The following is a 25,550-nucleotide window of genomic DNA, read 5'->3' as shown; positions in this document are numbered from 1 at the left end:
TCAGTCAGCGGATTTGTGGTCTGTCGTGCCGTAGGGCCAGATCCAGTCACGGATCTGCGGCATGTCCTCGCCATGCTCGCGCACGTAGCGCGTATGCTCAATCAGGGCGTTACGGAACTGCTGCTTGACGTGGGCGGCCGCGATGTCGAGCCCCGGCACGCGTTCGATTGCTTCGATGGCGAGATGGAAGCGGTCGAGGCCGTTCAACACCACCATGTCGAACGGCGTCGTCGTGGTGCCTTCCTCCGCAAATCCCCGCACGTGCATTCCATCATGATTGGTGCGGCTGTAGGTCAGGCGATGGATCAGATAGGGATAGCCGTGATAGGCGAAGATGACCGGCTTGTCGCGGGTGAACAGGCTGTCGAAGTTGCGTTCGGACAGGCCGTGCGGATGCTGCTCCGTCGGCTGCAGCGTCATCAGGTCGACCACGTTGACGACGCGGATCTTCAACTGCGGCAGCGCCTTGCGGAGCAGATCGACGGCGGCGAGCGTCTCGAGCGTTGGAACGTCGCCGGCGCAGGCCATCACCACGTCGGGCTCAGCGTCGACTGCTTCGGTGCCGGCCCAATTCCATATCCCGATGCCGGCTTCGCAATGGGTGATTGCCTCACGCATCGAAAGCCATTGTGGGGCAGGCTGCTTGCCCGCCACAATCACATTGATACGATCATAGGTACGCAGGCAGTGATCGGCGACCCAGAGCAGGGTGTTGGCATCGGGCGGGAAGTAGACGCGGACGATATCGGCCTTCTTGTTGGTGACGAGATCGACGAAGCCGGGATCCTGATGACTGAATCCGTTGTGGTCCTGGCGCCAGACATGCGAGGTGAGGAGATAGTTCAGCGACGCGATCGGCCGCCGCCAGGGCAGCGCCCGCGAGACCTTCAGCCATTTGGCATGCTGGTTGAACATCGAATCCACGATGTGGATGAAGGCCTCATAGCAGGAGAAGAAGCCGTGGCGACCGGTGAGCAGATAGCCTTCGAGCCAGCCCTGGCAGAGATGCTCGCTCAGGACTTCCATCACGCGGCCGTCATGGGCGAGATGGACGTCATAAGGCTCGATGCCCTCCATCCAGACCCGGTCGGTGGCCTCGAAGACCGCGTCGAGCCGGTTGGATGCGGTTTCGTCCGGACCCATGATGCGGAAATTGCGGGCCTCCGCATTCAGCTCCACGACCTCGCGCAGGAACTTGCCGAGTTCTCGCGTGGCTTCGGCGACGGCGTCACCCGGAGCGGTGACTTCGACCGCATGCGCACGGAAATCCGGCAGCTTCAGTTCCCGCTTCAGGAGGCCCCCGTTGGCGTGCGGGTTCGCCCCCATCCGACGGTCGCCTGCGGGCGCAAGGGCTTGCAGTTCAGGTACAAGCCGGCCGTTCGAATCGAACAGCTTGTCGGGGTCGTAGGTGCTCATCCAATGTTCGAGCAGTTTCAGATGCTCGGGGTTGCCACGCGGATTGGCGATCGGCACCTGGTGTGCACGCCAGAAGCCTTCGACCTTCAGTCCGTCGACTTCCTTCGGTCCGGTCCAGCCCTTCGGGCTGCGCAGCACGATCATCGGCCATCGCGGTCGCTTAAGGCCGCCGGTCTGCTGGCGCGCGGCTTGCTGGATCGAGCGGATGCAGGCGAGCGCGGTATCGAGCGTGTCGGCCATCAACCGATGCATAGCACGCGGATCGTCGCCTTCGACGAATAGCGGCTCGTAACCGTAACCGATGAAGAGGCTGCGGACTTCCTCGTCATCCATCCGCCCAAGCACGGTGGGATTGGCAATCTTGTAGCCATTGAGGTGCAGGATTGGCAGCACTGCGCCGTCCTGCACCGGGTTCAAGAACTTGTTGGAATGCCAGGATGCCGCGAGCGGGCCGGTCTCGGCCTCGCCGTCGCCGACGACGCAAACGGCAATCAAATCGGGGTTGTCGAACACTGCGCCATACGCGTGAATCAGTGCATAGCCGAGCTCACCACCTTCGTGGATCGAGCCGGGCGTCTCCGGCGCCGCGTGGCTCGGAATACCGCCGGGGAAGGAGAACTGACGGAACAGCTTGCGCAAGCCGTCCGCGTCGCGCGTCACCTCCGGGTAAATTTCCGTGTATGTGCCTTCGAGATAGGTGTTCGCGACCATGCCGGGACCGCCGTGGCCGGGACCGCAGATGTAGATGACGTTGAGGTCGGAAGCGCGGATTGCGCGATTGAGGTGGGCATAAATGAAATTGAGCCCCGGCGTGGTGCCCCAATGTCCAAGTAGGCGCGGCTTGATGTGCTCGGGCTTCAGCGGCTCTTTCAGGAGAGGATTCGCCAGCAGATAGATCTGTCCAACGGAGAGATAATTGGCTGCTCGCCAATAGCGATCGAGCAGCTCAAGATCATCCGTGCGTGCTTGCTCGTTTGGAGTGGTCGCTGATTGCATGTCGCTCTCCCGTAATTCGAAGATGACCTTGGACGCCGCTATCGGTTCCACGTTAGAGGGCGAATATGACGGGAATGGCTTGAGCCAGCTCAAAGATGCACGCCAATTCGGACCAGATCGTCAACGTTCCCGGTGACGTGCATCGACCACGGGACGTTCAAGGAACGGAAAGCTCGATCTCGCAAACGGAACCGGACGTCCACGAGGTCAGTTTCGCTCGCGCTCCAGGAGTTCCGGTGATGCGTCGCTTCGTGAGCATGCCTGCTTTGGCGTGGCGCTACGCGGTCGAGGTCAACATCCGTCATCTGCCTGCGCTCTGTCGTCAGCTCACCCGGCGGGACAAAAAGATGCCCGGCAAAAGCGAGCCGGGCATTAAATATCGAGACAACCTCACGGGAGTATGGGGTGCTCGTCCTAGTAACTTTATGTAATCATGCGGCGGCCCGCGGCGATTTGAGCCAGCGCAAGGAATCGCAGATTGCTCCTCACCGCAAATGGGGGGCGGATTGCTCTTGCTCCAGGTCGTTTGGCACCATTCCATATGTCCTCAGCACGGTGGTTCTCGTCTCCGGATAGCCGGTACAGACGATAGCTGCGGCACCAGCATGGCCGAATGTCTTCCATAAGTGCTTGGCATGCTCTATCGCCGCTGCAGGGCTGCCGCACTTGGCCTGCTGGCCCGGAACGAGCCCGCCATCGGTCCGGTCGTACGGCAGGGCAATGAAATGCGTGATCCCGTCCATTGATGCCCCTTTCTCGTTCGCTCGACGTCACTCAGCAAAGCATTGTGCGGTGACAGCTATTTTGATCTGCCTCAGCTCATTTCGTTTGATCCGGATCAAGGCGGAATAGGCACATCTCGTTGCTGTTGAGGGTTCGAAAGGGAGCTTGCGTGCCTTTGAGCTCCCCTCTCTGGAAGATGGGCTGGTCAGCGTCATGGGAAACCTCGTGTATTTTCCGCAATCGCGTCGGGCGAACCACGAAGAGGTGGCGTCGAGAGCGGACATTCGACATTCCTTCCGTCAAGTGTTGTTGATGCTCGAACTGCAACTGCTCCAGATCAGCGGCTTGGTCGCCGGGTGTCCGGCCGGAGAGGCCAGGACGAAGCTGCAGCAGCAGCACGACCAACTAGTCGGTCGCCTTGCGGCCACGCGGCAGCATGCGCGAGCGCTCATCGGCGATTGATGCCGGCTCACATCGCGGGCGATCGATCGCCCTGTTCGTCGCTATCCGAAAAATGAGCTCTGCTGCAGAATTCCGATAGAGGATTTTACGTGAGTTAAATCTCGCGGCTCAATAGTCCGCACCGGCGCAGGTGAGCCCATATTGACTTGCGCGTGCCTAGGTCAGATCGGGCAACCCATTTGCGGTAAATCAGTTGGTGAAAAGCGATGAATTTCAGAATTTCTTTGGCGCACCGCATCTACGCAATCGTCGGGTTGAGCTTTTGCGGGCTCACCGGCTTGGCCGCTATCCAAACAAGCAATTTGGCGGACGCTTTGCGCGGGCAGCGGCAGAGCGAGCTGAAGCACCTCACTCAGTTGGCTCTGAGCATTGCGCAGGAAGAGCATGACGCCGTCGCAGGCCGCGGCGCAGATGGAGACGTTGCCCGTCGCAACGCTGCAGCCAGAATCGGCGCACTAAGGTTCGGGAACGGAGATTACTTCTGGATCAACGATCTCGGCCCCACGATGATCAAGCATCCGATCAAGCCGGAACTCGATGGCAAAGACTTGCGTGACATCAAGGATCCGACCGGCAAGCGGCTCTTTGTCGAGTTTGCCGAGATCGTGAAGCGGAAGGGCGAAGGGTTCGTCGACTATCAGTGGCCGAAGCCGGGGTTGGATGCACCTCAGCCGAAGCTATCGTTTGTCGCGGGCTTTCAACCGTGGAATTGGGTCATTGGGACAGGAGTGTATGTCGACGATCTCCAGGCTCAGGTTTGGGAACGGGCACAACGCATCATCACGATTGCTGCAGCGATCGTACTTTCCGTGGGGCTGGTAACACTGCTGCTTGCCCGACGGGTATCCAAGGCTCTCGTCACAATGACGGACGCCCTTAACCGGTTAAGCGGCGGTGATTTCGACATGAAGCTCCCAGGGCTCGAGCGGCCCGATGAGCTGGGCGACATGGCGCGTTCAATCGAACAGTTCAGGGTCAGGGCTGCTGAAAAGGTTCGTGACGAGGCGAGGCAGGACGAGGAGAGGCGCCGCGCGACCGAGGAAGTCCGGGCGTCAGCATTGCAGCAGATGGCCGCAAATGTCGAGAACGCCACAAAAGTCGCTGTCGGCGAGGTTGCCTCCGGTACGGATCGGATGGCAAGGAACGCTTCCATGATGAGGGATACGGCACTTACGCTGGAGAGAAACAGCAGCAGTGTCGCTGCGGCTGCCGAAGAGGCACTTGCAAATGCGCAGACCGTCGCAAGAGCATCCTCGCAGCTCGCCGCGTCAATATCGCAGATCGCCGATCAGGTAGGGACGTCGCGTTCCTTGACGCTGGAGGCCGTGACGGCATCGACGGAAGCCCAGGCCACAATCGCCAAGCTGTCGGAAGCCGCGTCAAAGGTAGGAACTGTGACGAGCCTGATCAGCGAAATCGCCGGCCAGACGAACCTCCTGGCATTGAATGCCACAATCGAAGCAGCGCGAGCCGGGATCGCTGGCCGCGGTTTCGCGGTTGTCGCGGCCGAAGTGAAGTCGCTGGCCGAGCAGACTGCGAAAGCAACAAATGAGATCGCGCAGCAAATCACCGAAATCCAGGAGGCGACGCATGCATCGGTTGCATCCATCACGACCATTGGTGAGGTCATCCGCAGCGTCGAATCTGTGTCGGCCGCAATCTCAGCCGCGGTCGAGGAGCAAAACGCTGTCACGGCCGATATCTCGCGGACGGTCGAAGAGACCTCACACGCCGCCCGCGAGGTAGCATCCCAAATTGCCTCAGTGTCGACCGAAGCGGTCGAAACCGGCCGACGCGCCTCGGAAATGCACGACGGATCGACGGCTATTGCGGAGAATGTCGCCGAACTGCGCACGACGCTCATTCGTGTCATCCGTACGTCGACAACCGATGTTGATCGCCGGCTGTCTTCGCGCGTGCCTTTTCGGCGGTCTGGAGCATTGTTATGGCGCAGCGAGACGAAGCCTATCGAGGTCCGTGACGTGTCGCTCGGCGCGGTCTTGGTCGAGTGCAACTTGCCGGACGCAGCGATGGGCGAGTCGGTCGAGCTGACGATCGAGGGGCTTTCATTCCGGCTTGGCGGTGTTGTCGGGCGTATGGACCGCGGCTCGGTGTTGATCAATCTGAAGCTGACGGCAGAGAGCGAGAAAAAACTGTCTGAGATACTTTCAACCGAGCGCGCGCGGGCCGCAGTGGCTTAGGAACGGCTTCTCGGGGGTGATTTTGCTCGCAAGGTTGCCGGCTTGCCTTGCGCTTCGACAAGCGTCCTGGACGGCACTTCTCCAAAGGCAGATCGATACATCCTTGAGAACTCGCCCATGTGCCAAAAGCCGTGGGCCAGTGCGCTCGCCTTGACTGTGAGGCCGGGGTAGCCCATGCGCATATGCTGTCGAACAAGCCAAAGCTGACGTAGCCTTCGGTATTGATGAATGCCGGTGCCACAGATCGATTGTGCCGCGGCATGAAGCGTGCGAACTGAGATCCCGAGTTCGTTCGCTAGCTCATCGCATGTCTTGTTGGAGGCGGGGTTCGAAAAGATTGCATCGTCTATGCGATCAATGATCCGCTTATTGCGTTCCGCAATATTGGCTTTACCTCCTTCAAATGCCCCGCGACGAAGCACTTCATCGAGCGTCGAGAATAATGTTCCTTGTATTGCCAACAACTGGTGGCCGTTGACCGGCTTCGACTGGCGGGCCGCGAACCTCAACGTCGATTGTATAAGGGTCTGGAGATATGCCAACGAATCTTGTGGCAATCCAAGCAACAGGTAGCCGGCGCTCAACTCTGTCCATTTCGGAGCAAGAAGTTCCGGCCGCATGGAAAGAATGGCAACCAGCCGCGGCTCCGGTTCGAACACCGTACAGTTTGCGCTCTTGTTGATAACGATGATCGAATGACGGACTGCTTGTCCATTGAGACGCGCGGACGCGATTCGGTCCATCGGGACAACGAAGACGAGCCGCCCGGACAACTCGTAGCCGTTGATGATCCGTGGGAACGTTCGTACGAGAGAGAGCGTAGCCGAGGGCAAAGACAGACTGGCCCGCAGGACCGAAAACGGCTTTGCCGTGAGCGGAATGCTCGAAGCCTGCACATAACGCTCACTTTCGCGAAAATGATCGATGTCGGCATAGGCCTGCAGGTCGAGCGCGGGCGATGCAGAGAGGCCGTCGAAGAGCATTTGCTGTAACTCGATTGGGCGATCCGCGGACTATTGTACCGGCGGCGCCCAATTGAAATTACGTACAATTACTTATGCCTCGGGGAGCGGTGGCCCCTCGGCTAGAGCCCGGCAGCGATCGCGATCCGCATCAGCTCCGACATGCTGCGGACATTGGTCTTGGCCATCAGGTTCGCCCTGTAGACCTCGACCGTGCGCGGGCTGATGCCAAGGTCGTGGGCGATCACCTTGTTGATCTTGCCTGCCACGAGGCCCCGCAGAACGTCACGCTCGCGCGGCGAGAGGTCCACCAGGCGAGCTTCGGCTTCGCGCTTGACCGTATCGTCGGCCGGTGCCGCCGACTGTGTTTGCAAGGCTTCGCCGATTGCACGCAACAGCGCCTCGTCCTCGAACGGCTTTTCGATGAAGTCAACAGCTCCGGCCTTCATGGCCTCGACCGCGAGCGAGACGTCTCCGTGGCCAGTCATCAGAATGACCGGACATGCTACCGCGTCGGCCTTCAGTTTGCGGACCAGTTCGAGGCCGCTCATGCCGGGCATGCGAATATCAGATACGATGCAGTCGACCGTGCTGCTCTTGAACTGATCGAGAAAATCGGTCGCCGTCTCGTGCGTCGTTACGGCAAACCCGTTGACGTCGAGGAGAAAGGCCAGTGAATCCCGCATCGCTGGATCATCGTCGATCACGAGAATTGTGCGCCGCGTCATCATGCTTATTCTCCGTCCTCCGCGAAGGGAAGGATGAACTGAAAAACCGTGCCGCCACCGGTGTTTGGCATCACGTCGATGCGTCCGCCATGGGATTCGATGATGGTCCGGCAGATCGAGAGGCCGACGCCCATGCCATGCTCCTTGGTCGTGATGAAAGGCTGAAACAGGCGGTCGGCGATGTCAGGGCTGATGCCCGGACCGGTATCGGCAATGGTGAACGTCGCAACACCGTTAGTCTTGGCGACGCCGACGGTCAATTCGCGGCGCGGGCTGGAGGCCATAGCCTCGATCGCATTGCGAACCAGGTTGAGCACGACCTGCTGAATCTGGATCTTGTCGACGATGATCGAGGGCATGTCCCGGTCGCTGCGGATCGCCACCCGAACGCCCTGCTCCTTGGCGCCGAGCAGCGCGAGCGCGACGGCCTCTTCAAGCAGGGTGGCGGGGCTCTCCAGGGAGTGTTGCGTTTCGCCCTTGGCGACGAATTCGCGCAGGCGCTTGATGATGTCGCCGGCCCGCAGTGCTTGCTGCGCGGCCCGCTCGAGCGCGTCCCGGATGCGGGCAGCTTCCGGCGTTTCCGGCGCCAGCAGCGCCCTCGCACCGCGCATGTAGTTCGTGATGGCCGAGAGCGGCTGGTTGATCTCATGCGCGATCGAGGACGCCATCTCCCCCATGGCAGTCAGTCGCGATACATGGACCAGCTCGGACTGCAGCTCCTGAAGCCGCCGTTCCTGCGCGCGGCGCTCGGTGAGATCGCGGATAAAGCCGGTGAAAAAGCGCTCTCCGCGTACCTTGGCCTCGCCGACCGCGAGCTCCATCGGAAAGGTCGAGCCATCGCTCCGTTCTCCGACCACGATGCGGCCAATGCCGATGATGCGCCGCTCGCCGGTCGAAAGGTAGCGTTCGAGGTACCGGTCGTGCTCGCCGCGATAGGGCTGTGGCATCAGGCTCGAAACGTTCTTACCGACGACCTGGTCCGGTTTCCAGCCAAACAGTCGCTCGGCTGCCGCGCTGAAGGAACGAATCATGCCGTGGTCGTCGATGACGATCATCGCGTCAGGGACCGTGTCGAGGATCGACTGCAGATGGGCTTGGCGATTTCGAGCCTGGTCGCTTTCCCTCAACAGCCGGTCGCCTATGAAGCCAAGGATCGGGCCGAGGATCGCAAAGCAGACGATATCGATCAGATTCGCGGGCTCAGTGACCAGGCTCCAGCCGAGGAATTTGGCGCTGACGACGAGGCAGAGCAGGGTGGTGGCGATCGCCGGACCACGGCCGCCGGCGAAAGCGGCAAACAGCACGGCGGGCACGTAGATGATCGTAAAGGTCCGGTCCTCGAAATAATTATCAAGCCCCGCGCGCACCACGAATACAAGCGCGGCCGCTGCCGCGGCAGTGCCATAGCGGTACCAGATGCGGTCAGTCATATTTCCCCGGCAAGACCCTCAGCGTGTTCAATCCTACAACGTTCGGACGCTTTATGCCACCAGCCACTCTATCCGGGGTAGTTGCGAGCTGGCCTATTTGACCCAGGCACGCCAATGTGTGGGCTGCACCAGGATGCGTTCGGCAGTCTTCGCCTTCACCCAGCCACCCAGGATGCGGCGGCATGGAAAGACGAGCTTGTGAATGGCGTTGCCCTCGATCACGGCGAGTTCAAGATCTCGACCGAAGGGGGCCGTCGCGACCCCCTCCCATGTCGCGCTGACGCCCGCTTCTGGGCGCTCTGGAGCGTCGCGTGTTGGCACGTCAGGCTGCCTCCTGAATAGCCTCGTCGACGCCGCTGGTCTTTCGTGCAAACAGGTTCAGCTCGATCGTGCCCAGCGAACGCGCGGTCTCGATCGCGTACGTCGCGTCGTTCGCGCTACGCGCGGCGACGCCCTTGGCCCAGTCCTGCAGAGCCGTGATCTTCTCGGCCGCCGAGGCGGTGGAGTTGAACCTGCGGAAAAGCTCCCAGGCTTCGTTCGATTCGATCTGGATCTGCTCGAACCAGTGCTGGTTTGCCTCGATCAGTTTCTCCGAGAATTCCGACTGCACCGCCATCGCCCGCTTCGCGTAGCTCTGGATGGCGTCGGAGACGGGACGGGCTTCGCTATGGTCTGTCATGTCCAACATCCTTCGTTGTAGGGAGCATTGCTTCTCATGCGGGCGGCCCCTGCGCGTTGACGCGTGTCAACTCGATAGCTTCTGGCCCGCGTGATTCTCGCGACCAGGCTAGCTGCGCTTGGGACTGACGACGGCACCGGTTCGCAGATTGATGAAGTGGACGCCGTCGCAGGCAGCGCAGGAGATCGAGTGCAGATCGTCAGCCAGGGGCTCGGACGCGTCGGCCGGTAGCAGGCCTTGAACTCGATCGCCGGTATTTGGACACGAGAAGATGATGGGGCGCCAAGCCCTTAGGTCTGCCATTTGCACGATCCTGACGGACGAGCATCCTTAACGGTGGCGCGGCGCTCCGTTTTGATGCAGATCAAAATTCCGGTCGGATGGTCGGATCGGGGCAGGCGGCGGCCTAGAACGGTCGGCGCCGACGGAGCTGGCGGGTGCTTGACCTGGCGGGTTGCCTGACCGGCCGCTTTGGCGGCAAGCGCATCCTGGCGAACGTCACGACGGCAATCGCCAGTACCCCCATCGAGGCAAGCAGGTTCTGCAACATGATTTTGGTCTCCTGACAGGGCGTCAGCATCGTCGATCATCGGTCGCGTCGCCTTGATTTCCGTCAAGCGCAGGCGTTGAGGGAGATCAAGGCAGACGAGCCTGTTGCGTGTGACCTTGGTGGCAGGCGATGGAAGGAGATCAGAAATGCGCGCACATCAGATCATGGCAAGACACGTCATCACTGTCGGAGCCGAGACATCCATTCTCGACGCCGCCAAACTGATGATGGATCACCATATCAGCGGCCTGCCGGTGGTCGATGCGGCCGGAACACTGGTCGGAATCCTGTCGGAGAGCGATTTTCTGCGGCGAAGCGAGATCGGCACGCAACGCCGGCGTGGCCGCTGGTTTCAGTTCCTTCTCGGCTCCGGCTATGCAGCCGCGGACTTCGTCCACGAGCGCGGGCGGAAGGTCGGAGAGATCATGTCGTGCGATCCCGTCACCGTGACGGAAGAAACGCCTCTGCCTGATCTGGTCGATCTCATGGAGAAGAAGGGCGTCAAGCGGCTGCCGGTGATGAACGACGGGCGCCTCGTTGGCCTCGTGACACGCGCGGATCTGCTGCGGGCAGTCGCGTCCATCGCGCACCAGATTCCAGATCCCACGGCGGATGACGAGCACATCCACGATCGCATCGTACGGGCACTCGACGGTGCAAACTGGTGTCCGCTCGGGCTGCAAGTCTCGGTGCGCAACGGCGTGGTGCACCTCCGCGGGGTCATCATGGATGAGCGGGCGAGACAGGCGGCGATTGTCGCCGCGGAGAATGCCGCCGGCGTCAAGGAGGTGCACGATCATCTGTGCTACGTCGACACCTATTCCGGCTTCTATATCCAGTCCGTGGAAGACGAACGAGCGGCTGCCGCCGAAGCGGTGAGGGAGACGGCAGGATGATCGTTCGCCCCGCAATCATACTGATCCCGTTGATCGCGATCGCAGTGATCAGCGCCGATGTCGTGGGATTCGCCGCAACGCTGCTTGCGATCTGCGCGATCGTGGGCTTCGCGATCGCTGCCGCCGGATGGACCGCTAGCCGAAAGGCGACATCAATACCGTCAGTCCGGCCGGGATCCGCAGACTGGAAATCTCGCTACGAATAGTACCTCGTCCGGTCCGGTTGTCGTTCCTGATCACGTGAGCCGCACGAAATGCGCGTGGTCCGCGCGATCGAGATCGTTCAAGGCTCTGCTCGCCTTCGATATTCGCCGCAGCAAGACATCTGCTCCTTGCACGACATTCTTGCGAAAGATCAATACCGGCATCGCGCAATCATGGCAGCGTAAACAACAACCAACCAGCCCATGCGAGGATGCCATGCCATCATTTGACGTTCGTTTCATCAAGACCGTTTGCGACGACACCGGCCACGAACATCGCGCCTGTCAGGCAACGTTCAAGGTCGACGCCGCCTCGCTTTCCACGGCTGCACAGCTTGCCGAGGCCGACTTCTGCAGACAGAAGGGTGTCCGAGACTGGACGATCTTTGCCGACTCCATGGAGCTTCGAACACCGCCGGCATTGCCATCAGCCTGGGGCGGCTAACGATTTTGGCAGCGGTCACGATCGGTTGCCGCGACATCGCGCGTTTGACCAAGATCAAATCGGGAATCGGATCTCTCCGCTAGAGGTGGAGAACCAGAACGGGGCTTGAGAAATGACCGACCGATCAGCTGGCAATAGCTCGCCGCAATTCGAGAATCTACTCGGCCGCTTGCGAGCATTTCTTGCTCGGCGACACGAATTCGATCTCATGACGCCTCGAGAGGTCGACGAGATCGCTCACGAGCTCAACCTCTCGACGTCGGACCTTCGTGCGCTAGCCCGCGAGCAAGGCTCGCCGGAATTGCTGAGCAAGCGTCTCGAGCATGCAGGCTTGTCCGAGCAGATGCTCGCCTCTTCCCATTGCGATGTGTTGCGTGATCTGCAGCGAGTGTGCGGCCTGTGCCGTGAGAAGGCACGTTGCGCCGCGGATCTGGCGCGGGAGCGGCGGGCCAGTCCGGCAAAATACTGTCCGAACGAACTGACTCTGACCGCGCTGAGCCGCGGCGCCAGCGGCTCGCGGCATGGCGCAGGAATTGATGCCGATCAAGCGACGACCGGCCAGATTGTGGTTTCCATGACGTCATCGCACCCAAAGAAAGCCTCCACATGACAGGTCCATCTTCCGTTTCAAAGTCGATGACGATGGGCGAAGCCGGCTTGGCGTCGGCACTCGCAGTTTTTGCCTTCGTTAGCTTTCTCGGCGCTGCGATGGGCCATGATGCGGCGTTCAGTTTTCACGCGTCGCTTGCTTGCGCCGCCAGCCTGATCTCCGTGATCATGATCGGCAATCGGTACCTTGATCGTCCGGCCGAGCTGCCTCCGGCGGAGATCGGCGGCCGCCCCAATTACAATCTCGGCCCGATCAAGTTCGCTTCCGCCATGGCGATGTTCTGGGGCATCGCGGGTTTCGCCGTGGGTCTGATCATCGCCTCGCAACTGGCGTGGCCGGCGCTCAATTTCGATCTGCCCTGGACGACATTTGGCCGCCTGCGGCCGCTGCATACGTCGGCCGTGATCTTCGCGTTCGGCGGCAACGTCCTGATCGCAACGTCGTTCTATGTCGTGCAAAAGACCTGCCGGACGCGCCTTGCAGGCGACCTGTCGCCCTGGTTCGTCGTGGTCGGCTACAACTTCTTCATCCTGATCGCCGGCACGGGCTATCTGCTCGGCGTGACTCAGTCGAAGGAATACGCCGAGCCGGAATGGTACGCCGATCTCTGGCTGACGATCGTCTGGGTGACGTATCTGCTCGTGTTCCTGATGACGCTCGTGAAGCGCAAGGAGCCGCATATCTTCGTCGCCAACTGGTTCTACCTGGCGTTCATCATCACGATCGCGGTGCTCCATCTCGGCAACAACCCCGCGCTGCCGGTCTCCTTCCTCGGCTCGAAGTCCTATATCGCCTGGGGCGGTGTGCAGGATGCGATGTTCCAGTGGTGGTACGGCCACAACGCGGTCGGCTTCTTCCTGACCGCCGGCTTCCTGGCGATCATGTACTACTTCATTCCGAAGCGGGCGGAGCGTCCGGTTTACTCCTACCGGCTGTCGATCATCCATTTCTGGGCGCTGATCTTCCTCTACATCTGGGCCGGGCCGCATCATCTGCACTACACGGCGCTGCCGGACTGGGCGCAGACGCTCGGCATGACGTTCTCGATCATGCTCTGGATGCCGTCCTGGGGCGGCATGATCAACGGCCTGATGACGCTGTCGGGAGCTTGGGACAAGCTGCGGACCGATCCCGTGCTGCGCATGATGGTGGTGTCGGTCGCTTTCTACGGCATGTCGACCTTTGAAGGCCCGATGATGTCGATCAAGGTTGTCAACTCGCTGAGCCACTACACCGACTGGACCATCGGCCATGTGCATTCCGGTGCATTGGGCTGGGTCGGCTTCGTCTCGTTCGGCGCGCTGTATTGCCTCGTCCCGTGGCTCTGGAATCGCCAGCTCTACAGCCTGAAGCTCGTCAACTGGCACTTCTGGATCTCGACGATCGGCATCGTGCTCTACATTTCCGCGATGTGGGTGTCGGGAATCCTGCAGGGCCTGATGTGGCGTGCCTACACTTCGCTCGGCTTCCTCGAATACTCCTTCATCGAGTCCGTCGAGGCCATGCATCCCTTCTACATCATCCGCGCGGCCGGCGGCGCGCTGTTCCTGGTCGGCGCCCTGATCATGGCCTTCAATCTCTGGATGACGGTCAATGCCGGCCAAGCCAGCGAAACCGAGGGCGCCGGTGCTCTCCAGCCTGCCGAATAGGTCACGATATGTCTCTCTGGAATCGACACAAGATCTTTGAGAAGAACTCGATCATTTTGATCGTCGGCATTCTCGTCGTCATCGCCATCGGCGGACTGGTCGAGATCACGCCGCTGTTCTACCTGAAGAGCACGATCGAGGCGGTCGACGGCGTGCGGCCCTATACGCCGCTCGAGCTCGCCGGCCGCAACATCTATGTCCGCGAGGGCTGCTATCTCTGCCATTCGCAGATGATCCGGCCGCTGCGCGACGAGGTCGAGCGCTACGGCCACTATTCGCTGGCCGCCGAGAGCATGTACGACCACCCGTTCCAGTGGGGTTCCAAGCGCACCGGACCGGACCTGGCGCGCGTCGGCGGCAAGTACTCCGACGACTGGCACGTCACGCACCTGATCAATCCACGCTCAATCGTCCCGCAATCGGTGATGCCCGGATACCCGGCGCTCGCCAGGACAGAGCTCGACCCGTCCGACGCCATGGCCCATCTGCGGACCAACCGCGCGGTCGGCGTGCCCTATACCGACGAGCAGATCGCCAACGCGGCCGCCGATCTGAAAGCACAGGTCGACCCCGACAGCCCCGGCTCCGATGCGTTCCAGAAGCGCTATCCGAAGGCGGTGGTCCGTAACTTCGACGGCAAGGCCGGTAATCCGACCGAGCTCGACGCGCTGATCGCCTACCTGCAGATGCTCGGCACGCTCGTCGACTTCAAGCTCTACAACGAAAAAGCCAATCTGCGCTGAGGGCACGAGATGAAAGCAATCATTCAAGTCGAGAATTTTGCGTCGAGCCTGGTCGGCACTCTCTGGACGCCCATCTTCGTTGGAATCTTCATCGCCATCGTCGCCTACGCGCTGTGGCCCCGCAACAAATCTCTCTTCGACGCCGCGGCCCGGATGCCGCTGCGGGAGGACTGACCGATCATGAGCGAGCACAATGAGATCGACCGCGTTTCCGGCCGCAGCACGACCGGTCATGAGTGGGACGGCATCAAGGAGCTGAACACGCCGCTGCCGCGGTGGTGGGTCCTGACATTCTATGCCACGATCATCTGGGCGATCGGCTATTGGGTCGTCTATCCGGCCTGGCCGCTGGTCTCGGGCTACACCACCGGTCTGTTCCAGTATTCCACCCGCGCAAGTGTCGCGACCGACCTTGCCGATCTCGAGAAGCTGCGCGGCGAGAAGATGGCGGTGCTCGGCAATGCGTCGCTGGCCGACATCGAGAAGGATCCCGCTCTGCTGGCGCTGGCTCGTGCCCGCGGCAGGACCGTGTTCGCCGACAATTGCGCGCCCTGCCACGGCAGCGGCGGCGCGGGTGCAAAGGGCTATCCGAATCTGAACGACGACGACTGGCTGTGGGGCGGCTCGCTTGACCAGATCATGCAGACCATCCAGTTCGGCGCACGTTCCGGGCACGCAAAGACCCATGAAGGGCAGATGCTGGCGTTCGGCCGCGACGGCGTCCTCAAGAAGGACGAGATCGTGACCGTCGCGAACTATGTGCGCTCCCTTTCCGGCCTTTCCACCGCGCCGAAGTTCGACCCCGCCGCCGGGAAGAAGCTCTTCACCGAGAATTGCACCAGCTGCCACGGTGACAACGGCAAGGGCAACCCGGAGCTCGGTGCGCCGAACCTGACCGACCAGATCTGGCTCTATGGCTCCGATGAGGAGACGCTGGTCGAGACCATCACCAACGGCCGCGCCGGCGTCATGCCGGCCTGGGTCGGCCGCCTGGACCCTGTCACCGTCAAGGCGCTGGCGGTCTATGTGCACTCGTTGGGTGGCGGCAAGTAGCCGCCACCGCGAGGGGCCGGGATCATTGACCGAGGTCAAACCCGGACACGGTGCAGGGATGTAGGTTTCAACCAGAGCCTCACTCGAGCAACCCATGAACAAGCCCGTGTCGCCTGATGAACTCATAACCGACGAAGACGGGCCGCTTTATGCGCCTCGCAAGAAGGTTTTTCCCCAAAGCGTCTCAGGCCGATTCCGCTCGATCAAATGGCGGCTGATGGCCGTCTGTCTCGGCGTCTACTATCTGCTGCCGTTCGTGCGCTGGCATCGGGGCCTCGGCGCGCCCGACCAGGCGGTCCTGATCGATTTTCCAAACCGACGCTTCTATTTCTTCTTCATCGAGCTGTGGCCGCAGGAAATCTACTATTTCACCGGCCTTCTGGTGCTGGCGGCGCTCGCCTTGTTCCTGATGAATGCGCTGGGTGGGCGGATCTGGTGCGGCTATCTCTGCCCGCAGACGGTCTGGACCGATCTGTTCTATGCGGTCGAGCGGCTGGTCGAAGGTGACCGCCGCGCGCAGATGAAGGCCGACGCTGGCCCAATGACCGCAAAGCGAGCCGGTCGCCGTGCGTTGAAGCACGCAATCTGGCTGATGATCGCCTGGTGGACGGGTGGCGCCTGGGTGCTCTACTTCGCCGATGCGCCGACCCTGGTGCGCGACCTTGCGACCTTTCAGGCGCCGGCGATCGCCTATGTCTGGATCGCGATGCTGACCGCATCGACCTATCTGCTGGCCGGCTACATGCGCGAGCAGGTCTGCGTCTATATGTGCCCGTGGCCGCGGATACAGGCCGCGCTGACCGACGAGTGGGCGCTCAACGTCACATACAAATACGATCGCGGTGAGCCGCGTTGTTCGGTCAAGAAGGCGTTCGACATTCGCTCGCTCGGCGAGAAGGCCGGCGATTGCATCGATTGCAACCAGTGCGTTGCCGTGTGCCCGACCGGAATCGACATCCGTGATGGCGCGCAACTCGGCTGCATCCAGTGCGGCCTGTGCATCGATGCCTGTGATGCCGTCATGACAAAGGTCAGCCGCGAGACCGGCCTGATCGGATACGACAACGATATCAACGTTCAGCGGCGCGTTGCCGGCAAGCAGGAGATTTTCAAGCCCGTTCGCGCCCGTACCGTCGTCTACGCCAGCCTGATCACCGTCGTCTGCGCTGTGATGCTTTACGCGTTGATGTCGCGAACCCTGCTCGACGTCAATGTGCTCCATGACCGCAACCCAATTGCGGTGCGTCTCAGTGACGGCGCGATCCGCAACGGATACACGCTGCGTTTCCTCAACAAGCGCGGCTTTGATCGCGTGATCGCGATCGATGTCGATGGGCCAGCCGACGCGAAGCTGCACGTCATCGGTGCGGACTCCGTGACGCCAGACCGTCCGATGATCGTCCTTGGCCGCGACACCACCACCGAGCTTCGCGTGTTGGTGACGGCGCCGTTCGATGAAAAGGCGGAAAAGTCGGTGCCGGTCACGTTCCGCGTCACCGACATCGGCCTCGGAGAGATCGCCTCCGCGACCGACCACTTCGTCCTTCCCTAACCACGGAAATCTCGCCATGGCAGCCTCTCGTCCAGCCGCGCGACCCATCACCGGACGTTTCGTCCTGGTCACGACGATCGCATTCTTCTCCGTCGTCATCAGCGTGAATATGGTCATGATGCGCCTTGCCATTTCGACTCTTCCGGGCACAGAGGTCGACAGCGCCTATAGTGCGAGCCTCGCCTACCAACACGAGATCGATGCGGCCAGGCAGCAGAACGAGCGCGATTGGCGGGTCCAGGCCCATATCGATCGGCGGCCTGACGGCAGCGCCGCAATAGCACTCGAGGCGCGCGACCACGCCGGCGTGCCTCTGACCGGATTGAGCTTCCTCGCTCGACTCGAACGACCGATCGATCGTCGCGCCGATCGGGCAATCGAGATTGGCGAGGCCGGGGGTGGGAGCTATAGCGGCCGCGCCGAAGGCGTCGCGGCAGGGCAGTGGGACCTCGTGATCGAGGGCGACGCCGATGGCCGGCGCATGTTCCTGTCGAAGAACCGAATCCTGCTGAACTGAAGGTGCATCCCATGCAGCCGGATATCGATTTCTCTCACTATCTGAAGAGCGCGGGTACCGGGCTCATCCATCTCGATCTCGCAGTCGAGGGCATCAATTGCGCGGGCTGCATGGCCAAGATCGAGCGTAATCTGTCGACCATACCGGACGTCACCTCGGCCCGCGTGAACCTGACCGACAGCCGCCTGGCCCTGGAATGGAAGGCGGGTGCACTTGATCCGGCGCTGTTTGTAAGCCGGCTCGCCGAGCTCGGCTACAAGGCCTATCCGTTCGAGCGGAATGATGCCGAAACGCTGGAAGCGCAGCGAGCGCAAGGCTTGTTGCGACGACTGGGCGTCGCGGCCTTTGCCGCGATGAACGTCATGATGCTGTCAGTCCCGGTATGGTCCGGCAACGTCTCCGACATGCTGCCGGAACAGCGCGACTTCTTTCACTGGCTGTCGGCGCTGATCGTGCTGCCGGCCGCCGCCTATTCGGCGCAGCCCTTCTTTTCGTCGGCGCTGTCAGCGCTGCGGGCACGCGGCGTCAACATGGACGTGCCGATCAGCATCGGCATCGTGCTTGCGCTGGCGACCTCGGTGATCGAGACCCTCAACCACGCCGAACACGCCTATTTCGATGCCGCTATCATGCTGATCGCATTCCTGCTCGCTGGCCGCTACCTCGACCAGAACATGCGGCGGCGTACCCGTGCCTTTGCCGGCAACCTGGCTGCCCTCAAGGCGGAGACCGCGACGAAGTTCATCAGTCCGACTGAGATCAGAACGGTCCCGGTAGCTGCGATCCGGCCCGGCGACATCGTGCTGCTGCGGCCCGGCGAGCGCTGTTCGGTCGATGGCAACGTGATCGAGGGCCGCTCGGAGGTCGACCAGAGCCTGATCACGGGCGAAACCTTGCCGGCGATAGCGACGCCTGGCAGCGCTGTGTTCGCGGGCACGCTGATCCGTACCGGAACATTGCGCGTCCGCGCATCGGCCGCCTCGGGTGGTACGTTGCTGGATGAGATATCTCAGCTGCTCGATCGCGCGCTGCAGGCGCGCTCGCGCTATCTTCGATTGGCGGAGCGGGCCTCGAGGCTCTATGCCCCGGTGGTGCACGCGACCGCGTTGCTCACGATGCTGGGCTGGCTGGCCTATGGCGCAAGCTTTCATGATTCGATCGTGACAGCGATTGCAGTCCTGATCATCACCTGTCCCTGCGCACTGGGTCTTGCCATTCCGGCGGTGCAGACCGTCGCGTCCGGCGCGCTGTTCGGCTCGGGCGTGCTGCTCAACGCCGGCGATGCGATCGAGCGGCTTGCCGAGATCGACCGGGTGATCTTCGACAAGACAGGTACATTGACGCTGCCCGAGCTCGATGTCGCCAATGTCGCGGAAATCCCGGACGATGTCGTGAGGCTTGCAGGCCGGCTGGCGCTCTCGAGTCGTCATCCGGTCGCTGCCGCGGTCGCGCGCAAGGCGGGTACGGCCTCACCGTTGCCCGATATCCAGGAAGAGCCGGGGCAGGGTGTCTACGGCCTTTACGAGGGGCGTCCGATCCGGCTGGGTCGCCCGTCATTCTGCGGCGCTGATGACCTCGCCAACGAGATCCTGTGCCACGATACGGAAGCATCCGTCGTCGCATTCAGCTATGGCGAGAGCAGATATGCCTTCGCCGTTCGGCAACGGCTGCGGCCGGACGCGGCCGAGGTGGTGGCAGGGCTGGCGCGTATGGGCATCGCCGTCGAGATCGTGTCCGGAGATCGCGAACCCGCGGTCCGCCTCGCGGCCGAGGTGCTCGGCGTGCATGAATGGCGTGCGGAAGTGTCTCCGGTCGACAAGATCGACCGGATCGAGGAGCTGGCGCGCCAAGGCTGCAAGGTGCTGATGGTCGGCGACGGCCTGAACGATGCGCCAGCGCTGGCTGCCGCGCACGCCTCAATGTCGCCCGTTACGGCGACCCACATGAGCCAGGCGGTCGCCGATGCGGTCTTTCTCGGCGAACGTCTCGTGCCAGTGCTGACAGCGGTCAAGGTGTCCCGCAAGGCGTTGCGGTTGATGCGGCAGAATCTCTGGCTTGCCGTCGTTTACAATGTGCTGGCGGTACCGATCGCGGTTGCCGGCCTGGTCACACCGCTGATCGCCGCGGCGGCGATGTCGGGTTCATCGGTGATCGTGATGCTGAACGCGCTGAGAGCACGAACGACGGAGACGGGCTGATGGAAGTTCTGGTTATTCTGGTGCCGCTGGCGCTCGCGCTTGGCTTTGCCGGGCTACTCGGCTTTCTATGGTCGCTCAAGAGCGGCCAATATGACGACCTCGATGGCGCGGCATGGCGCGCCATCGCCGACGACGAGCCCGTCAGCGGTCAGGGTCAGTCCAAATAATGAAAATACACGAGTGAAACCGCCGATGCGATCGTCAACGCGGTGCAGGCGAGCGCCAGCAGGAGTGTCCAGTCCGTCCGCCGCGATTGCGACACCCGAGACCGCAGGAGCAGGACCGAGACCAGCCGGTTGATGGTACCAAACCGTGCCATTATCAGCAGCAGCACATCGGCAGCACGTCAGGCCGCCAATAGCGCCAGTGTGTCGCGGACACCATGACGGGTTGCATCGTGGTGGCATCGAACCATCCGTCAGCGCGCCGGACACAGGGGAAACCGAGCGGATGTTGATCGTCATCGATTACAGCAAGCTGGATCGCGCAGCCGAACGGGGCGGACGCGATGTCCCGCCATCCCAACAAAGTCAGCGCTCGAATCGTCGAGGTCAAAAGCCGACGCATATCGTAAGTTACTCCGCTGAAGCATTTATCGTGACACGCTCACTCGCTTGAACGGTTGACGTAGCGCAATCGCAGAGCTGGAAACTGACACTCTCGATGAAATGATTGGGGCGTTGATCGCATGCCTCGGCCGCGATGGTGCTGCAACAGCTTACGTGGCCCAGGAGTTCGCCTCGCAATATCGCCGATCTCAGAGGCCGCCGAGCCTTGAGCTAGGTCAATGCGTCCCCATCGATCCGCTATAGATTGAAGCTCTGGTCCGACTGGTTCCCGTTCTATCGCTGGAAGTTGCCGCCTCAAATACCGGGGCCTGTCAGGCACGTCGAGGTGGTAATGATACGGTTAGCTGATGCCGAAGCAATACTCGACGAAGTTGAGCGCGACGCCGCCGAGTTGCTATCCGAGGAGCTTCGGAAACTAGTGCAGCAGTACGTTGAGGAGCAACGCGTGGCCCTCAAAGTGCTTCGCAAGCTCTATCATCAATAGGAGTTAGCCCGACAAAGCGGAGGTACCACACGGCGTCGCGCCGGAGGGGATTGCAATTTGTCGCGCGGACAAGCGCGCAAAGGAACAGGTTGAAAGAGCTGTCGAGCAACAACATCTTTCTACAGCTATCCGATCAGAACCTGAAGGATTAGTATTCTGCCATGAGCGTGCGACACATTGGCTCGCCATCTTCGGATGCATGCGTTCTGCTGGGCGTACTGGCGCTAATCGCTTTCTTCGCACTTTAGCTTGATGTTGTGCGCCATAATGCCGCGCGCGACCGTGCGTGCCGCAACTCGCGCGGTCGTTAGGCTTCATTCGATGCGGGCGGTTACGGCCGGTCAGCATATTTGGATCACTGGCCCTGTGCTGCGGGGGCGTCTTCGTGAACGACGCGGGTCGCGCGTTGTGAGATAGCGACAAGTCTCGTTTCGCCGTTTGCGCCGGCTTCGACGAATTCTCGGTTTGACGCCCAGGAGCGATACGTATGGTCGCAGCATGCATGGCAGCCCGGCAGGAAGTTTCCTGCCGGGCTGCGTCATCGGCGTTCCCGAGGGCAGGTCGGGCCGCTCGATGACCGGTGATCGCAGTTGCCTTCGTTAGCAGCGCGTTGGACGCTCGACGCCCATCGGGATGTCGAGCTTTCTTTTGGATGCCCAATGATCGCCAGCATCGCGGTAGCAATCGGATGCAGGGGAGTGCGACGCCCTCCGCCGAACCCGGCGACCAGTGATCAGATATCGCCGAGTCGGCACCAGGCGAGATCGATCAACGTACCGATCCGCGCGGATTGAGCTTGTAGTTGCTTGCGGTTCTCCGGATTTTCGATCCTTTCGATCACAATGGATGTTTGTGCATGAGTGATCTGAAGGGCAAAAACCGCCTCTTGTAGCGCCTCGCGCGCCTTCTGCCGGTGAGCACTCCAAGGCTCCGACGAATCGATCGGCGCTGCCCGGCATGCCAGCGACAGCGCGGGGCGGTGGCGCCTACGTCGATCGAGGTTGGCGATGTCCGGCATGGTGCTTCTCCCTTCGCGTGCGCTCGGTGTTGATGTCGTGTCGAGGGATATTGAGGGCACCGACTTAATTGCTTGATCAATCTGATTATCGGAATCCGGCAAATTGTGGGAATTTTGTGATTAACCATTTGAAAACGGCATATGCCGATAAATTATCGGTATATGCATATAACGCAGGTGCTCGATGAAGCAGGTTGTGTCGCCAATGCCCGAGGAACTGGCCGTGGTGGGTAGTTGCTGCGCCGCCTTCAATGTCCGGAAGGCAAGCCGCGTGATCACCCGGCTCTATGCCGAGGCTCTCGCACCCGTCGGGGTGGAGCCAACGCAATTCATGCTGCTCGTTGCCTGTGCGCGGCAAGGGACTGTGACCATGGGGGCACTTGCGGTGAGGATGTCGATGGACCCAAGCGCGCTCGCGCGCAACGTCTCAATTCTTGCGCGCCGCGGTCTGGTGAGAATCGCGCCCGGAGCGGACCGTCGCGTGCGCGACATCTCTATCTCCGCCAGCGGCAGGCAGGTCTTGTCTCGCGCGCTACCGCGCTGGAGAGAAGTACAGGCGAAGCTGGCCCAACGGTTCGGCGAAGACAGTTTCCGGTCGGCGGTCGAACTGATGAAGGGAATTGCGCGCACGGGTGAGGCCCTGCTGGATCATCCGCTTTCCTAGGAGGTCACGATGCCTGTCCGTTGGCTCGATCCATCGCCGGTCCTGCGCATCGAGCGTTTCAACAGTTTCGACGAATTTCGTCCGAACGATGTTATCGGCGGAATGAGAAGCACGCCGCTGGATTCCTCGCCCATCTCGGTCTCGCGGAGCATTCTGGCGCTTCCTGATTGCCTTCTCGTGCTGCAGCGATCTTTCGCCCGGCGAATGGAGGGGGATCTCGGAGCCAATCGCGGGGTTGGAGTCGTTGTTCCTCTGGCCTTCCACGCGACGATGAACGGGAACGCGGTCGGCGATTCTACGATCGGAGTCATCCGCGGCCGGGCGCCCGTCGATGTCGTCGAACGACATGCAAATACCTACCTCATGCTGCGCTTCGGCTCCGACATGCGCAATCGCGGATGGGCCGACTTCGAGAGCGGAATAGAGCTGTTCAGGCTGACACCGGCGAAGATGTTGGCGATACGATCGGCGATTCTGGACATGTTTTGCCTGGCGTCCAGCTGTAGGGAACTCAAGGAGTTCGAGCTATTGAGCGGGCAGCTGCAGGAGACGCTTATAGCCGGGCTCGACAGCGCCTTGGTCGAGGACAGCGTCAAGCGGGCACTGCCCGGCTCGTTCGACCGGCATCGGAAGCTGGTCGAGCACCTGGATGAACTGGTGGCCGCGATCGGCGAGGCCGACCCTTACAGTGCTAGTCTCGCGCAGACGCTAGGCGTTTCCGTTCGTACGCTCCAAACCGCGGTACAGCAGGTCTGCGGCGTTAGCCTGCATCAACATTTGCGATCGAAACGCATGTGGTCGGTCCGCAAGCTCCTCGTCAAAGGAGGCCCGCTCCTTACGGTGACCGCGGCAGCGCGGGCCAACGGCTTCTGGCACATGAGCGATTTCGCCAGATGTTATGGCCACGCATTTGGCGAGATGCCTTCGGAAACCCTCGCACGGGCGCGAGGGGCCCAATCCACTGTGCGCCCGTCGAGCCCGTGTACCAACTAAAGCGGCGGCGGTGTGCCGAAGACTGCGTCCGCTTTGCCCTTCAACCAAGTTATCGCCGCAGTGCAATATGTCGCCATGGGCTAGAAGCAGCGATGAACTGGAAGCATTGACACGCGCCTGCTTGCGACGGCTTCCAAAACTCGATTGCGAGAAGTCAAATCGGCGAACGTCTATCGAGACGCCGAAAGGTTCAAACCACAAGCTCAAAAATGTCTCGTTGCTGGTTGGCCGACAGCATCCGAAGATAAGCGACAGTCGCTGGCGGAAATCCCAAGCCCAATGTTTAACCGGCAAAAGTCGAATTGCGTTAACTGAATTTTCAGCGGAATCCAACTGAAGAGGAGGCGCGTCCATCTGGAGATAACGCCGCGATCTTTGGGAGGAATGTTAGAGCAAAGGGGGGCGATCTTACCATGCTCGATTTTGTGGTTCTCTCCCATCGTCACTCCGATCACATGGCGGGATTGAGCTACGTGCTGAGTGTGAACCCGAAGGTGAAGATCTACGCACCCAAGGAAGGATTCGGCATCTACGGTTCGTCGCTTCCATTTTCGCAAGGACGAGTCCCTGCCTGAGGAGATGCGATACTGCGGCGGCAGACCGCCGAAAATCATGGAGTTCGGTGCCGCCTGGCCCAATGCAAATTTCGAACTGGTTGATCAGACGACGGAGATTGCGCCTGGCATCAACCTAATTAGTCTGGTTTCTGATCTTCCCGGCACTAAGGAACTCAAAGAACTCTCTCTCGCTGTGAATACGCCAGATGGCCTCATTCTTGTTGTCGGCTGTTCGCATCCGGGAATCGAGCGTATTGTTGAGGCCGCAACAGCGATCAACCCCAAAATCCATCTCGTTGCCGGAGGCTTCCACCTTGTTGTGGCCGCCGACGACGCTATTGAGAAGATCGTGATCGCCCTCAAGGACAAATTCAAGGTTGAGAACATTGCTCCCGGTCACTGCACGGGCGAACCGACGTTTGCTGCGCTAAAGAAGGCGTTTGGCACGCGATACATCTATGCTGGGCTCGGCACTTCTCTGGCCCTTCGGCCCGACATCAACTCCAATGTTCGGCACGGCGAAGCGCCTGCCTTTGACGATCTAGCGGTTTACCGCAGGCTTGCCAGTCGCGAAGACTGATTTTCCCGCCAGTCGGGAGGCGAGGTCATGGCGGACGTCTCCCATATGGGCGGCTGCCATGACCGCAGTGGGCCATTTTCGACGGATTTAGTGGGGGGGGGGTAAGTTAATGTCCGGTTCTGCTCGTAGGGGCGTCCAACCAGGGCCCGTCCGGAAGCGTTACGTCGGGCCAGCGGCGCAAGAGCGCTCCGGCCAAGCTCAGCGAGGAACAAAGCGGACGAACTTGGAGGTTTGCCGAGATCCTGGTCAAATGTGTTCGGCTCGCAGGAAGAGGCCGGGCAATGGCTCAAGCGTCCGGCCGTCGGTCCTGATCGGCGCTGTCCGACCTGCTCGCCACGCCGGTTGGCATCGAACTCATCGAACAGCACCTTAGTCGCCTCGCATACGGCGTTTGTGCATAGGGGCTTGGATTGCCGAACTCGAAGCCGGGTATCGGCCGGCGATGCACCGACGACTACTCGAACGAGGGCCAGCAGCCGTCCTCTATGTGGCGGCCGGTCCGTTGGGGGCAGGAATTATCCAGCAGGCGCTGGCCGACGTCCTTCTAGACGGCCTGCGGACCAGCCAGTCGGGATGGCATCGATGTTCTGGATCTCGACGGTCCGGCCGCAGCGCCTGCAGGCGACCCGCAACAAGTGCAGAAGATGTCGGCCAGCCGCAGCATCCGCTGGC

The 25,550-nt window shown here is 61.2% G+C and carries 27 protein-coding genes and 2 pseudogenes; 20 read left to right on the top strand and 9 right to left on the bottom strand.

The annotated features are described in order from the left end of the window. The gene (locus JQ573_RS16180) at window positions 1–2,412 is read right to left on the bottom strand and encodes a phosphoketolase (RefSeq protein WP_212313150.1); all 2,412 of its coding nucleotides are present in this window, start codon (window positions 2,410–2,412) and stop codon (window positions 1–3) included. A gap of 95 nt (window positions 2,413–2,507) precedes the next feature. Here JQ573_RS16180 and JQ573_RS16175 point away from each other — a divergent pair, with 95 nt between their 5' ends. Then, a complete protein-coding gene (locus JQ573_RS16175; protein WP_212313148.1) occupies window positions 2,508–2,843 on the top strand; it encodes a hypothetical protein in 336 nt (111 codons plus the stop codon). 54 nt (window positions 2,844–2,897) lie between these two features. Here the strand turns inward: JQ573_RS16175 and JQ573_RS16170 are convergent, their stop codons facing one another. After that, a complete protein-coding gene (locus tag JQ573_RS16170) occupies window positions 2,898–3,155 on the bottom strand; it encodes a hypothetical protein (protein WP_212313146.1) in 258 nt (85 codons plus the stop codon). A gap of 145 nt (window positions 3,156–3,300) precedes the next feature. Here JQ573_RS16170 and JQ573_RS16165 point away from each other — a divergent pair, with 145 nt between their 5' ends. Beyond that, window positions 3,301–3,597 carry a hypothetical protein gene (locus tag JQ573_RS16165; RefSeq protein ID WP_249131868.1) on the top strand — a complete coding sequence of 99 codons (297 nt, stop codon included), beginning with the start codon at window positions 3,301–3,303 and terminating at the stop codon, window positions 3,595–3,597. 206 nt (window positions 3,598–3,803) lie between these two features. Continuing rightward, complete coding sequence (locus JQ573_RS16160) at window positions 3,804–5,798, top strand: methyl-accepting chemotaxis protein (RefSeq protein ID WP_212313144.1); 1,995 nt, start codon at window positions 3,804–3,806, stop codon at window positions 5,796–5,798. On the opposite strand, the gene JQ573_RS16155 is transcribed toward JQ573_RS16160, so the two are convergent. From JQ573_RS16155 to JQ573_RS16135, 5 genes are all read right to left on the bottom strand, one after another. Beyond that, window positions 5,795–6,781: an AraC family transcriptional regulator gene (locus JQ573_RS16155; protein ID WP_212313142.1), complete on the bottom strand. Its 987-nt coding sequence runs from the start codon at window positions 6,779–6,781 to the stop codon at window positions 5,795–5,797. The two genes, JQ573_RS16160 and JQ573_RS16155, sit on opposite strands and share 4 nt — an antisense overlap. A gap of 101 nt (window positions 6,782–6,882) precedes the next feature. Then, window positions 6,883–7,491, bottom strand: coding sequence for a response regulator FixJ (fixJ, locus tag JQ573_RS16150; protein WP_212313140.1), 609 nt, complete (start codon window positions 7,489–7,491; stop codon window positions 6,883–6,885). Window positions 7,492–7,493: 2 nt separating this feature from the next. Then, a complete protein-coding gene (locus JQ573_RS16145; protein ID WP_212313138.1) occupies window positions 7,494–8,918 on the bottom strand; it encodes a PAS domain S-box protein in 1,425 nt (474 codons plus the stop codon). Window positions 8,919–9,011: 93 nt separating this feature from the next. Further along, window positions 9,012–9,239: a hypothetical protein gene (locus tag JQ573_RS16140; RefSeq protein WP_212314375.1), complete on the bottom strand. Its 228-nt coding sequence runs from the start codon at window positions 9,237–9,239 to the stop codon at window positions 9,012–9,014. A gap of 1 nt (window position 9,240) precedes the next feature. Further along, window positions 9,241–9,597, bottom strand: a complete 357-nt coding sequence (locus tag JQ573_RS16135; protein ID WP_212313130.1) for a hypothetical protein — start codon at window positions 9,595–9,597, stop codon at window positions 9,241–9,243. 437 nt (window positions 9,598–10,034) lie between these two features. Here JQ573_RS16135 and JQ573_RS40620 point away from each other — a divergent pair, with 437 nt between their 5' ends. The 12 genes from JQ573_RS40620 to ccoS all read left to right on the top strand — a co-directional run bounded on the left by JQ573_RS40620 (window position 10,035) and on the right by ccoS (window position 20,180). Beyond that, the gene (locus tag JQ573_RS40620) at window positions 10,035–10,163 is read left to right on the top strand and encodes a hypothetical protein (RefSeq protein ID WP_283815085.1); all 129 of its coding nucleotides are present in this window, start codon (window positions 10,035–10,037) and stop codon (window positions 10,161–10,163) included. Window positions 10,164–10,293: 130 nt separating this feature from the next. Beyond that, on the top strand, window positions 10,294–11,043 hold the full coding sequence (locus JQ573_RS16130) for a CBS domain-containing protein (protein ID WP_212314286.1): 750 nt from the start codon (window positions 10,294–10,296) through the stop codon (window positions 11,041–11,043). Window positions 11,044–11,283: 240 nt separating this feature from the next. Further along, entirely contained in the window at window positions 11,284–11,691 is a 408-nt protein-coding gene (locus JQ573_RS40215) for a hypothetical protein (protein ID WP_249131866.1), read from the top strand. A 112-nt stretch (window positions 11,692–11,803) separates the two neighbouring features. After that, window positions 11,804–12,301 carry a hypothetical protein gene (locus tag JQ573_RS16120; RefSeq protein WP_212313128.1) on the top strand — a complete coding sequence of 166 codons (498 nt, stop codon included), beginning with the start codon at window positions 11,804–11,806 and terminating at the stop codon, window positions 12,299–12,301. Between the two features lie 26 nt (window positions 12,302–12,327). Then, window positions 12,328–13,950 (top strand): cytochrome-c oxidase, cbb3-type subunit I, encoded by a 1,623-nt coding sequence (gene ccoN, locus JQ573_RS16115; protein ID WP_409334723.1) that lies wholly within the window; start codon window positions 12,328–12,330, stop codon window positions 13,948–13,950. 8 nt (window positions 13,951–13,958) lie between these two features. Further along, window positions 13,959–14,693: a cytochrome-c oxidase, cbb3-type subunit II gene (ccoO, locus tag JQ573_RS16110; protein ID WP_212313124.1), complete on the top strand. Its 735-nt coding sequence runs from the start codon at window positions 13,959–13,961 to the stop codon at window positions 14,691–14,693. 9 nt (window positions 14,694–14,702) lie between these two features. Beyond that, window positions 14,703–14,867 carry a cbb3-type cytochrome c oxidase subunit 3 gene (locus JQ573_RS16105; RefSeq protein WP_097673061.1) on the top strand — a complete coding sequence of 55 codons (165 nt, stop codon included), beginning with the start codon at window positions 14,703–14,705 and terminating at the stop codon, window positions 14,865–14,867. 6 nt (window positions 14,868–14,873) lie between these two features. Beyond that, window positions 14,874–15,746 (top strand): cytochrome-c oxidase, cbb3-type subunit III, encoded by an 873-nt coding sequence (ccoP, locus tag JQ573_RS16100; protein ID WP_212313122.1) that lies wholly within the window; start codon window positions 14,874–14,876, stop codon window positions 15,744–15,746. Between the two features lie 94 nt (window positions 15,747–15,840). Further along, window positions 15,841–17,298, top strand: coding sequence for a cytochrome c oxidase accessory protein CcoG (gene ccoG / locus JQ573_RS16095; protein ID WP_212313120.1), 1,458 nt, complete (start codon window positions 15,841–15,843; stop codon window positions 17,296–17,298). Between the two features lie 16 nt (window positions 17,299–17,314). Further along, window positions 17,315–17,815, top strand: a complete 501-nt coding sequence (locus JQ573_RS16090) for a FixH family protein (RefSeq protein WP_212313118.1) — start codon at window positions 17,315–17,317, stop codon at window positions 17,813–17,815. Window positions 17,816–17,826: 11 nt separating this feature from the next. Then, entirely contained in the window at window positions 17,827–20,013 is a 2,187-nt protein-coding gene (locus JQ573_RS16085) for a heavy metal translocating P-type ATPase (protein ID WP_212313116.1), read from the top strand. Then, entirely contained in the window at window positions 20,013–20,180 is a 168-nt protein-coding gene (gene ccoS / locus JQ573_RS16080; protein ID WP_212313114.1) for a cbb3-type cytochrome oxidase assembly protein CcoS, read from the top strand. Before JQ573_RS16085 ends, ccoS begins: the two co-directional genes overlap by 1 nt. Window positions 20,181–21,799: 1,619 nt before the next feature. Here ccoS and JQ573_RS16075 read toward each other — a convergent pair. Then, the gene (locus JQ573_RS16075) at window positions 21,800–22,084 is read right to left on the bottom strand and encodes a hypothetical protein (RefSeq protein WP_212313113.1); all 285 of its coding nucleotides are present in this window, start codon (window positions 22,082–22,084) and stop codon (window positions 21,800–21,802) included. A gap of 184 nt (window positions 22,085–22,268) precedes the next feature. Here JQ573_RS16075 and JQ573_RS16070 point away from each other — a divergent pair, with 184 nt between their 5' ends. From JQ573_RS16070 to JQ573_RS40200, 5 genes and pseudogenes are all read left to right on the top strand, one after another. Then, window positions 22,269–22,748, top strand: a complete 480-nt coding sequence (locus JQ573_RS16070) for a MarR family winged helix-turn-helix transcriptional regulator (RefSeq protein ID WP_212313111.1) — start codon at window positions 22,269–22,271, stop codon at window positions 22,746–22,748. 9 nt (window positions 22,749–22,757) lie between these two features. After that, complete coding sequence (locus JQ573_RS16065; protein WP_212313109.1) at window positions 22,758–23,741, top strand: helix-turn-helix domain-containing protein; 984 nt, start codon at window positions 22,758–22,760, stop codon at window positions 23,739–23,741. 413 nt (window positions 23,742–24,154) lie between these two features. After that, the gene (locus JQ573_RS40205) at window positions 24,155–24,316 is read left to right on the top strand and encodes an MBL fold metallo-hydrolase (protein ID WP_249131863.1); all 162 of its coding nucleotides are present in this window, start codon (window positions 24,155–24,157) and stop codon (window positions 24,314–24,316) included. A gap of 37 nt (window positions 24,317–24,353) precedes the next feature. Continuing rightward, window positions 24,354–24,878 carry an MBL fold metallo-hydrolase gene (locus JQ573_RS16060; protein WP_249131862.1) on the top strand — a complete coding sequence of 175 codons (525 nt, stop codon included), beginning with the start codon at window positions 24,354–24,356 and terminating at the stop codon, window positions 24,876–24,878. Window positions 24,879–25,033: 155 nt separating this feature from the next. After that, a pseudogene (locus JQ573_RS40200) lies at window positions 25,034–25,279 on the top strand (antitoxin Xre/MbcA/ParS toxin-binding domain-containing protein); the annotation flags it as partial. 53 nt (window positions 25,280–25,332) lie between these two features. Here the strand turns inward: JQ573_RS40200 and JQ573_RS40195 are convergent. Then, window positions 25,333–25,516: pseudogene (locus JQ573_RS40195) on the bottom strand (hypothetical protein); the annotation flags it as partial. Window positions 25,517–25,550: the final 34 nt, after the last annotated feature.

The organism is Bradyrhizobium sp. AUGA SZCCT0105 (genome assembly GCF_018129565.1).
Taxonomy (GTDB): Bacteria; Pseudomonadota; Alphaproteobacteria; order Rhizobiales; family Xanthobacteraceae; genus Bradyrhizobium.
This window is presented reverse-complemented; position numbering and strand designations above follow the sequence as displayed.

Bases quoted from the DNA above. Each gene is read 5' to 3' on its own strand.
- JQ573_RS16180 (WP_212313150.1), bottom strand. From the start codon at position 2,412: ATGCAATCAGCGACCACTCCAAACGAGCAAGCACGCACGGATGATCTT.
- JQ573_RS16175 (WP_212313148.1), top strand. From the start codon at position 2,508: ATGCACGCCAATTCGGACCAGATCGTCAACGTTCCCGGTGACGTGCAT.
- JQ573_RS16170 (WP_212313146.1), bottom strand. From the start codon at position 3,155: ATGGACGGGATCACGCATTTCATTGCCCTGCCGTACGACCGGACCGAT.
- JQ573_RS16160 (WP_212313144.1), top strand. From the start codon at position 3,804: ATGAATTTCAGAATTTCTTTGGCGCACCGCATCTACGCAATCGTCGGG.
- JQ573_RS16155 (WP_212313142.1), bottom strand. From the start codon at position 6,781: ATGCTCTTCGACGGCCTCTCTGCATCGCCCGCGCTCGACCTGCAGGCC.
- fixJ (WP_212313140.1), bottom strand. From the start codon at position 7,491: ATGATGACGCGGCGCACAATTCTCGTGATCGACGATGATCCAGCGATG.
- JQ573_RS16145 (WP_212313138.1), bottom strand. From the start codon at position 8,918: ATGACTGACCGCATCTGGTACCGCTATGGCACTGCCGCGGCAGCGGCC.
- JQ573_RS16135 (WP_212313130.1), bottom strand. From the start codon at position 9,597: ATGACAGACCATAGCGAAGCCCGTCCCGTCTCCGACGCCATCCAGAGC.
- JQ573_RS16130 (WP_212314286.1), top strand. From the start codon at position 10,294: ATGCGCGCACATCAGATCATGGCAAGACACGTCATCACTGTCGGAGCC.
- JQ573_RS16120 (WP_212313128.1), top strand. From the start codon at position 11,804: ATGACCGACCGATCAGCTGGCAATAGCTCGCCGCAATTCGAGAATCTA.
- ccoN (WP_409334723.1), top strand. From the start codon at position 12,328: ATGACGATGGGCGAAGCCGGCTTGGCGTCGGCACTCGCAGTTTTTGCC.
- ccoO (WP_212313124.1), top strand. From the start codon at position 13,959: ATGTCTCTCTGGAATCGACACAAGATCTTTGAGAAGAACTCGATCATT.
- JQ573_RS16105 (WP_097673061.1), top strand. From the start codon at position 14,703: ATGAAAGCAATCATTCAAGTCGAGAATTTTGCGTCGAGCCTGGTCGGC.
- ccoP (WP_212313122.1), top strand. From the start codon at position 14,874: ATGAGCGAGCACAATGAGATCGACCGCGTTTCCGGCCGCAGCACGACC.
- ccoG (WP_212313120.1), top strand. From the start codon at position 15,841: ATGAACAAGCCCGTGTCGCCTGATGAACTCATAACCGACGAAGACGGG.
- JQ573_RS16090 (WP_212313118.1), top strand. From the start codon at position 17,315: ATGGCAGCCTCTCGTCCAGCCGCGCGACCCATCACCGGACGTTTCGTC.
- JQ573_RS16085 (WP_212313116.1), top strand. From the start codon at position 17,827: ATGCAGCCGGATATCGATTTCTCTCACTATCTGAAGAGCGCGGGTACC.
- ccoS (WP_212313114.1), top strand. From the start codon at position 20,013: ATGGAAGTTCTGGTTATTCTGGTGCCGCTGGCGCTCGCGCTTGGCTTT.
- JQ573_RS16075 (WP_212313113.1), bottom strand. From the start codon at position 22,084: ATGCCGGACATCGCCAACCTCGATCGACGTAGGCGCCACCGCCCCGCG.
- JQ573_RS16070 (WP_212313111.1), top strand. From the start codon at position 22,269: ATGAAGCAGGTTGTGTCGCCAATGCCCGAGGAACTGGCCGTGGTGGGT.
- JQ573_RS16065 (WP_212313109.1), top strand. From the start codon at position 22,758: ATGCCTGTCCGTTGGCTCGATCCATCGCCGGTCCTGCGCATCGAGCGT.
- JQ573_RS40205 (WP_249131863.1), top strand. From the start codon at position 24,155: ATGCTCGATTTTGTGGTTCTCTCCCATCGTCACTCCGATCACATGGCG.
- JQ573_RS16060 (WP_249131862.1), top strand. From the start codon at position 24,354: ATGGAGTTCGGTGCCGCCTGGCCCAATGCAAATTTCGAACTGGTTGAT.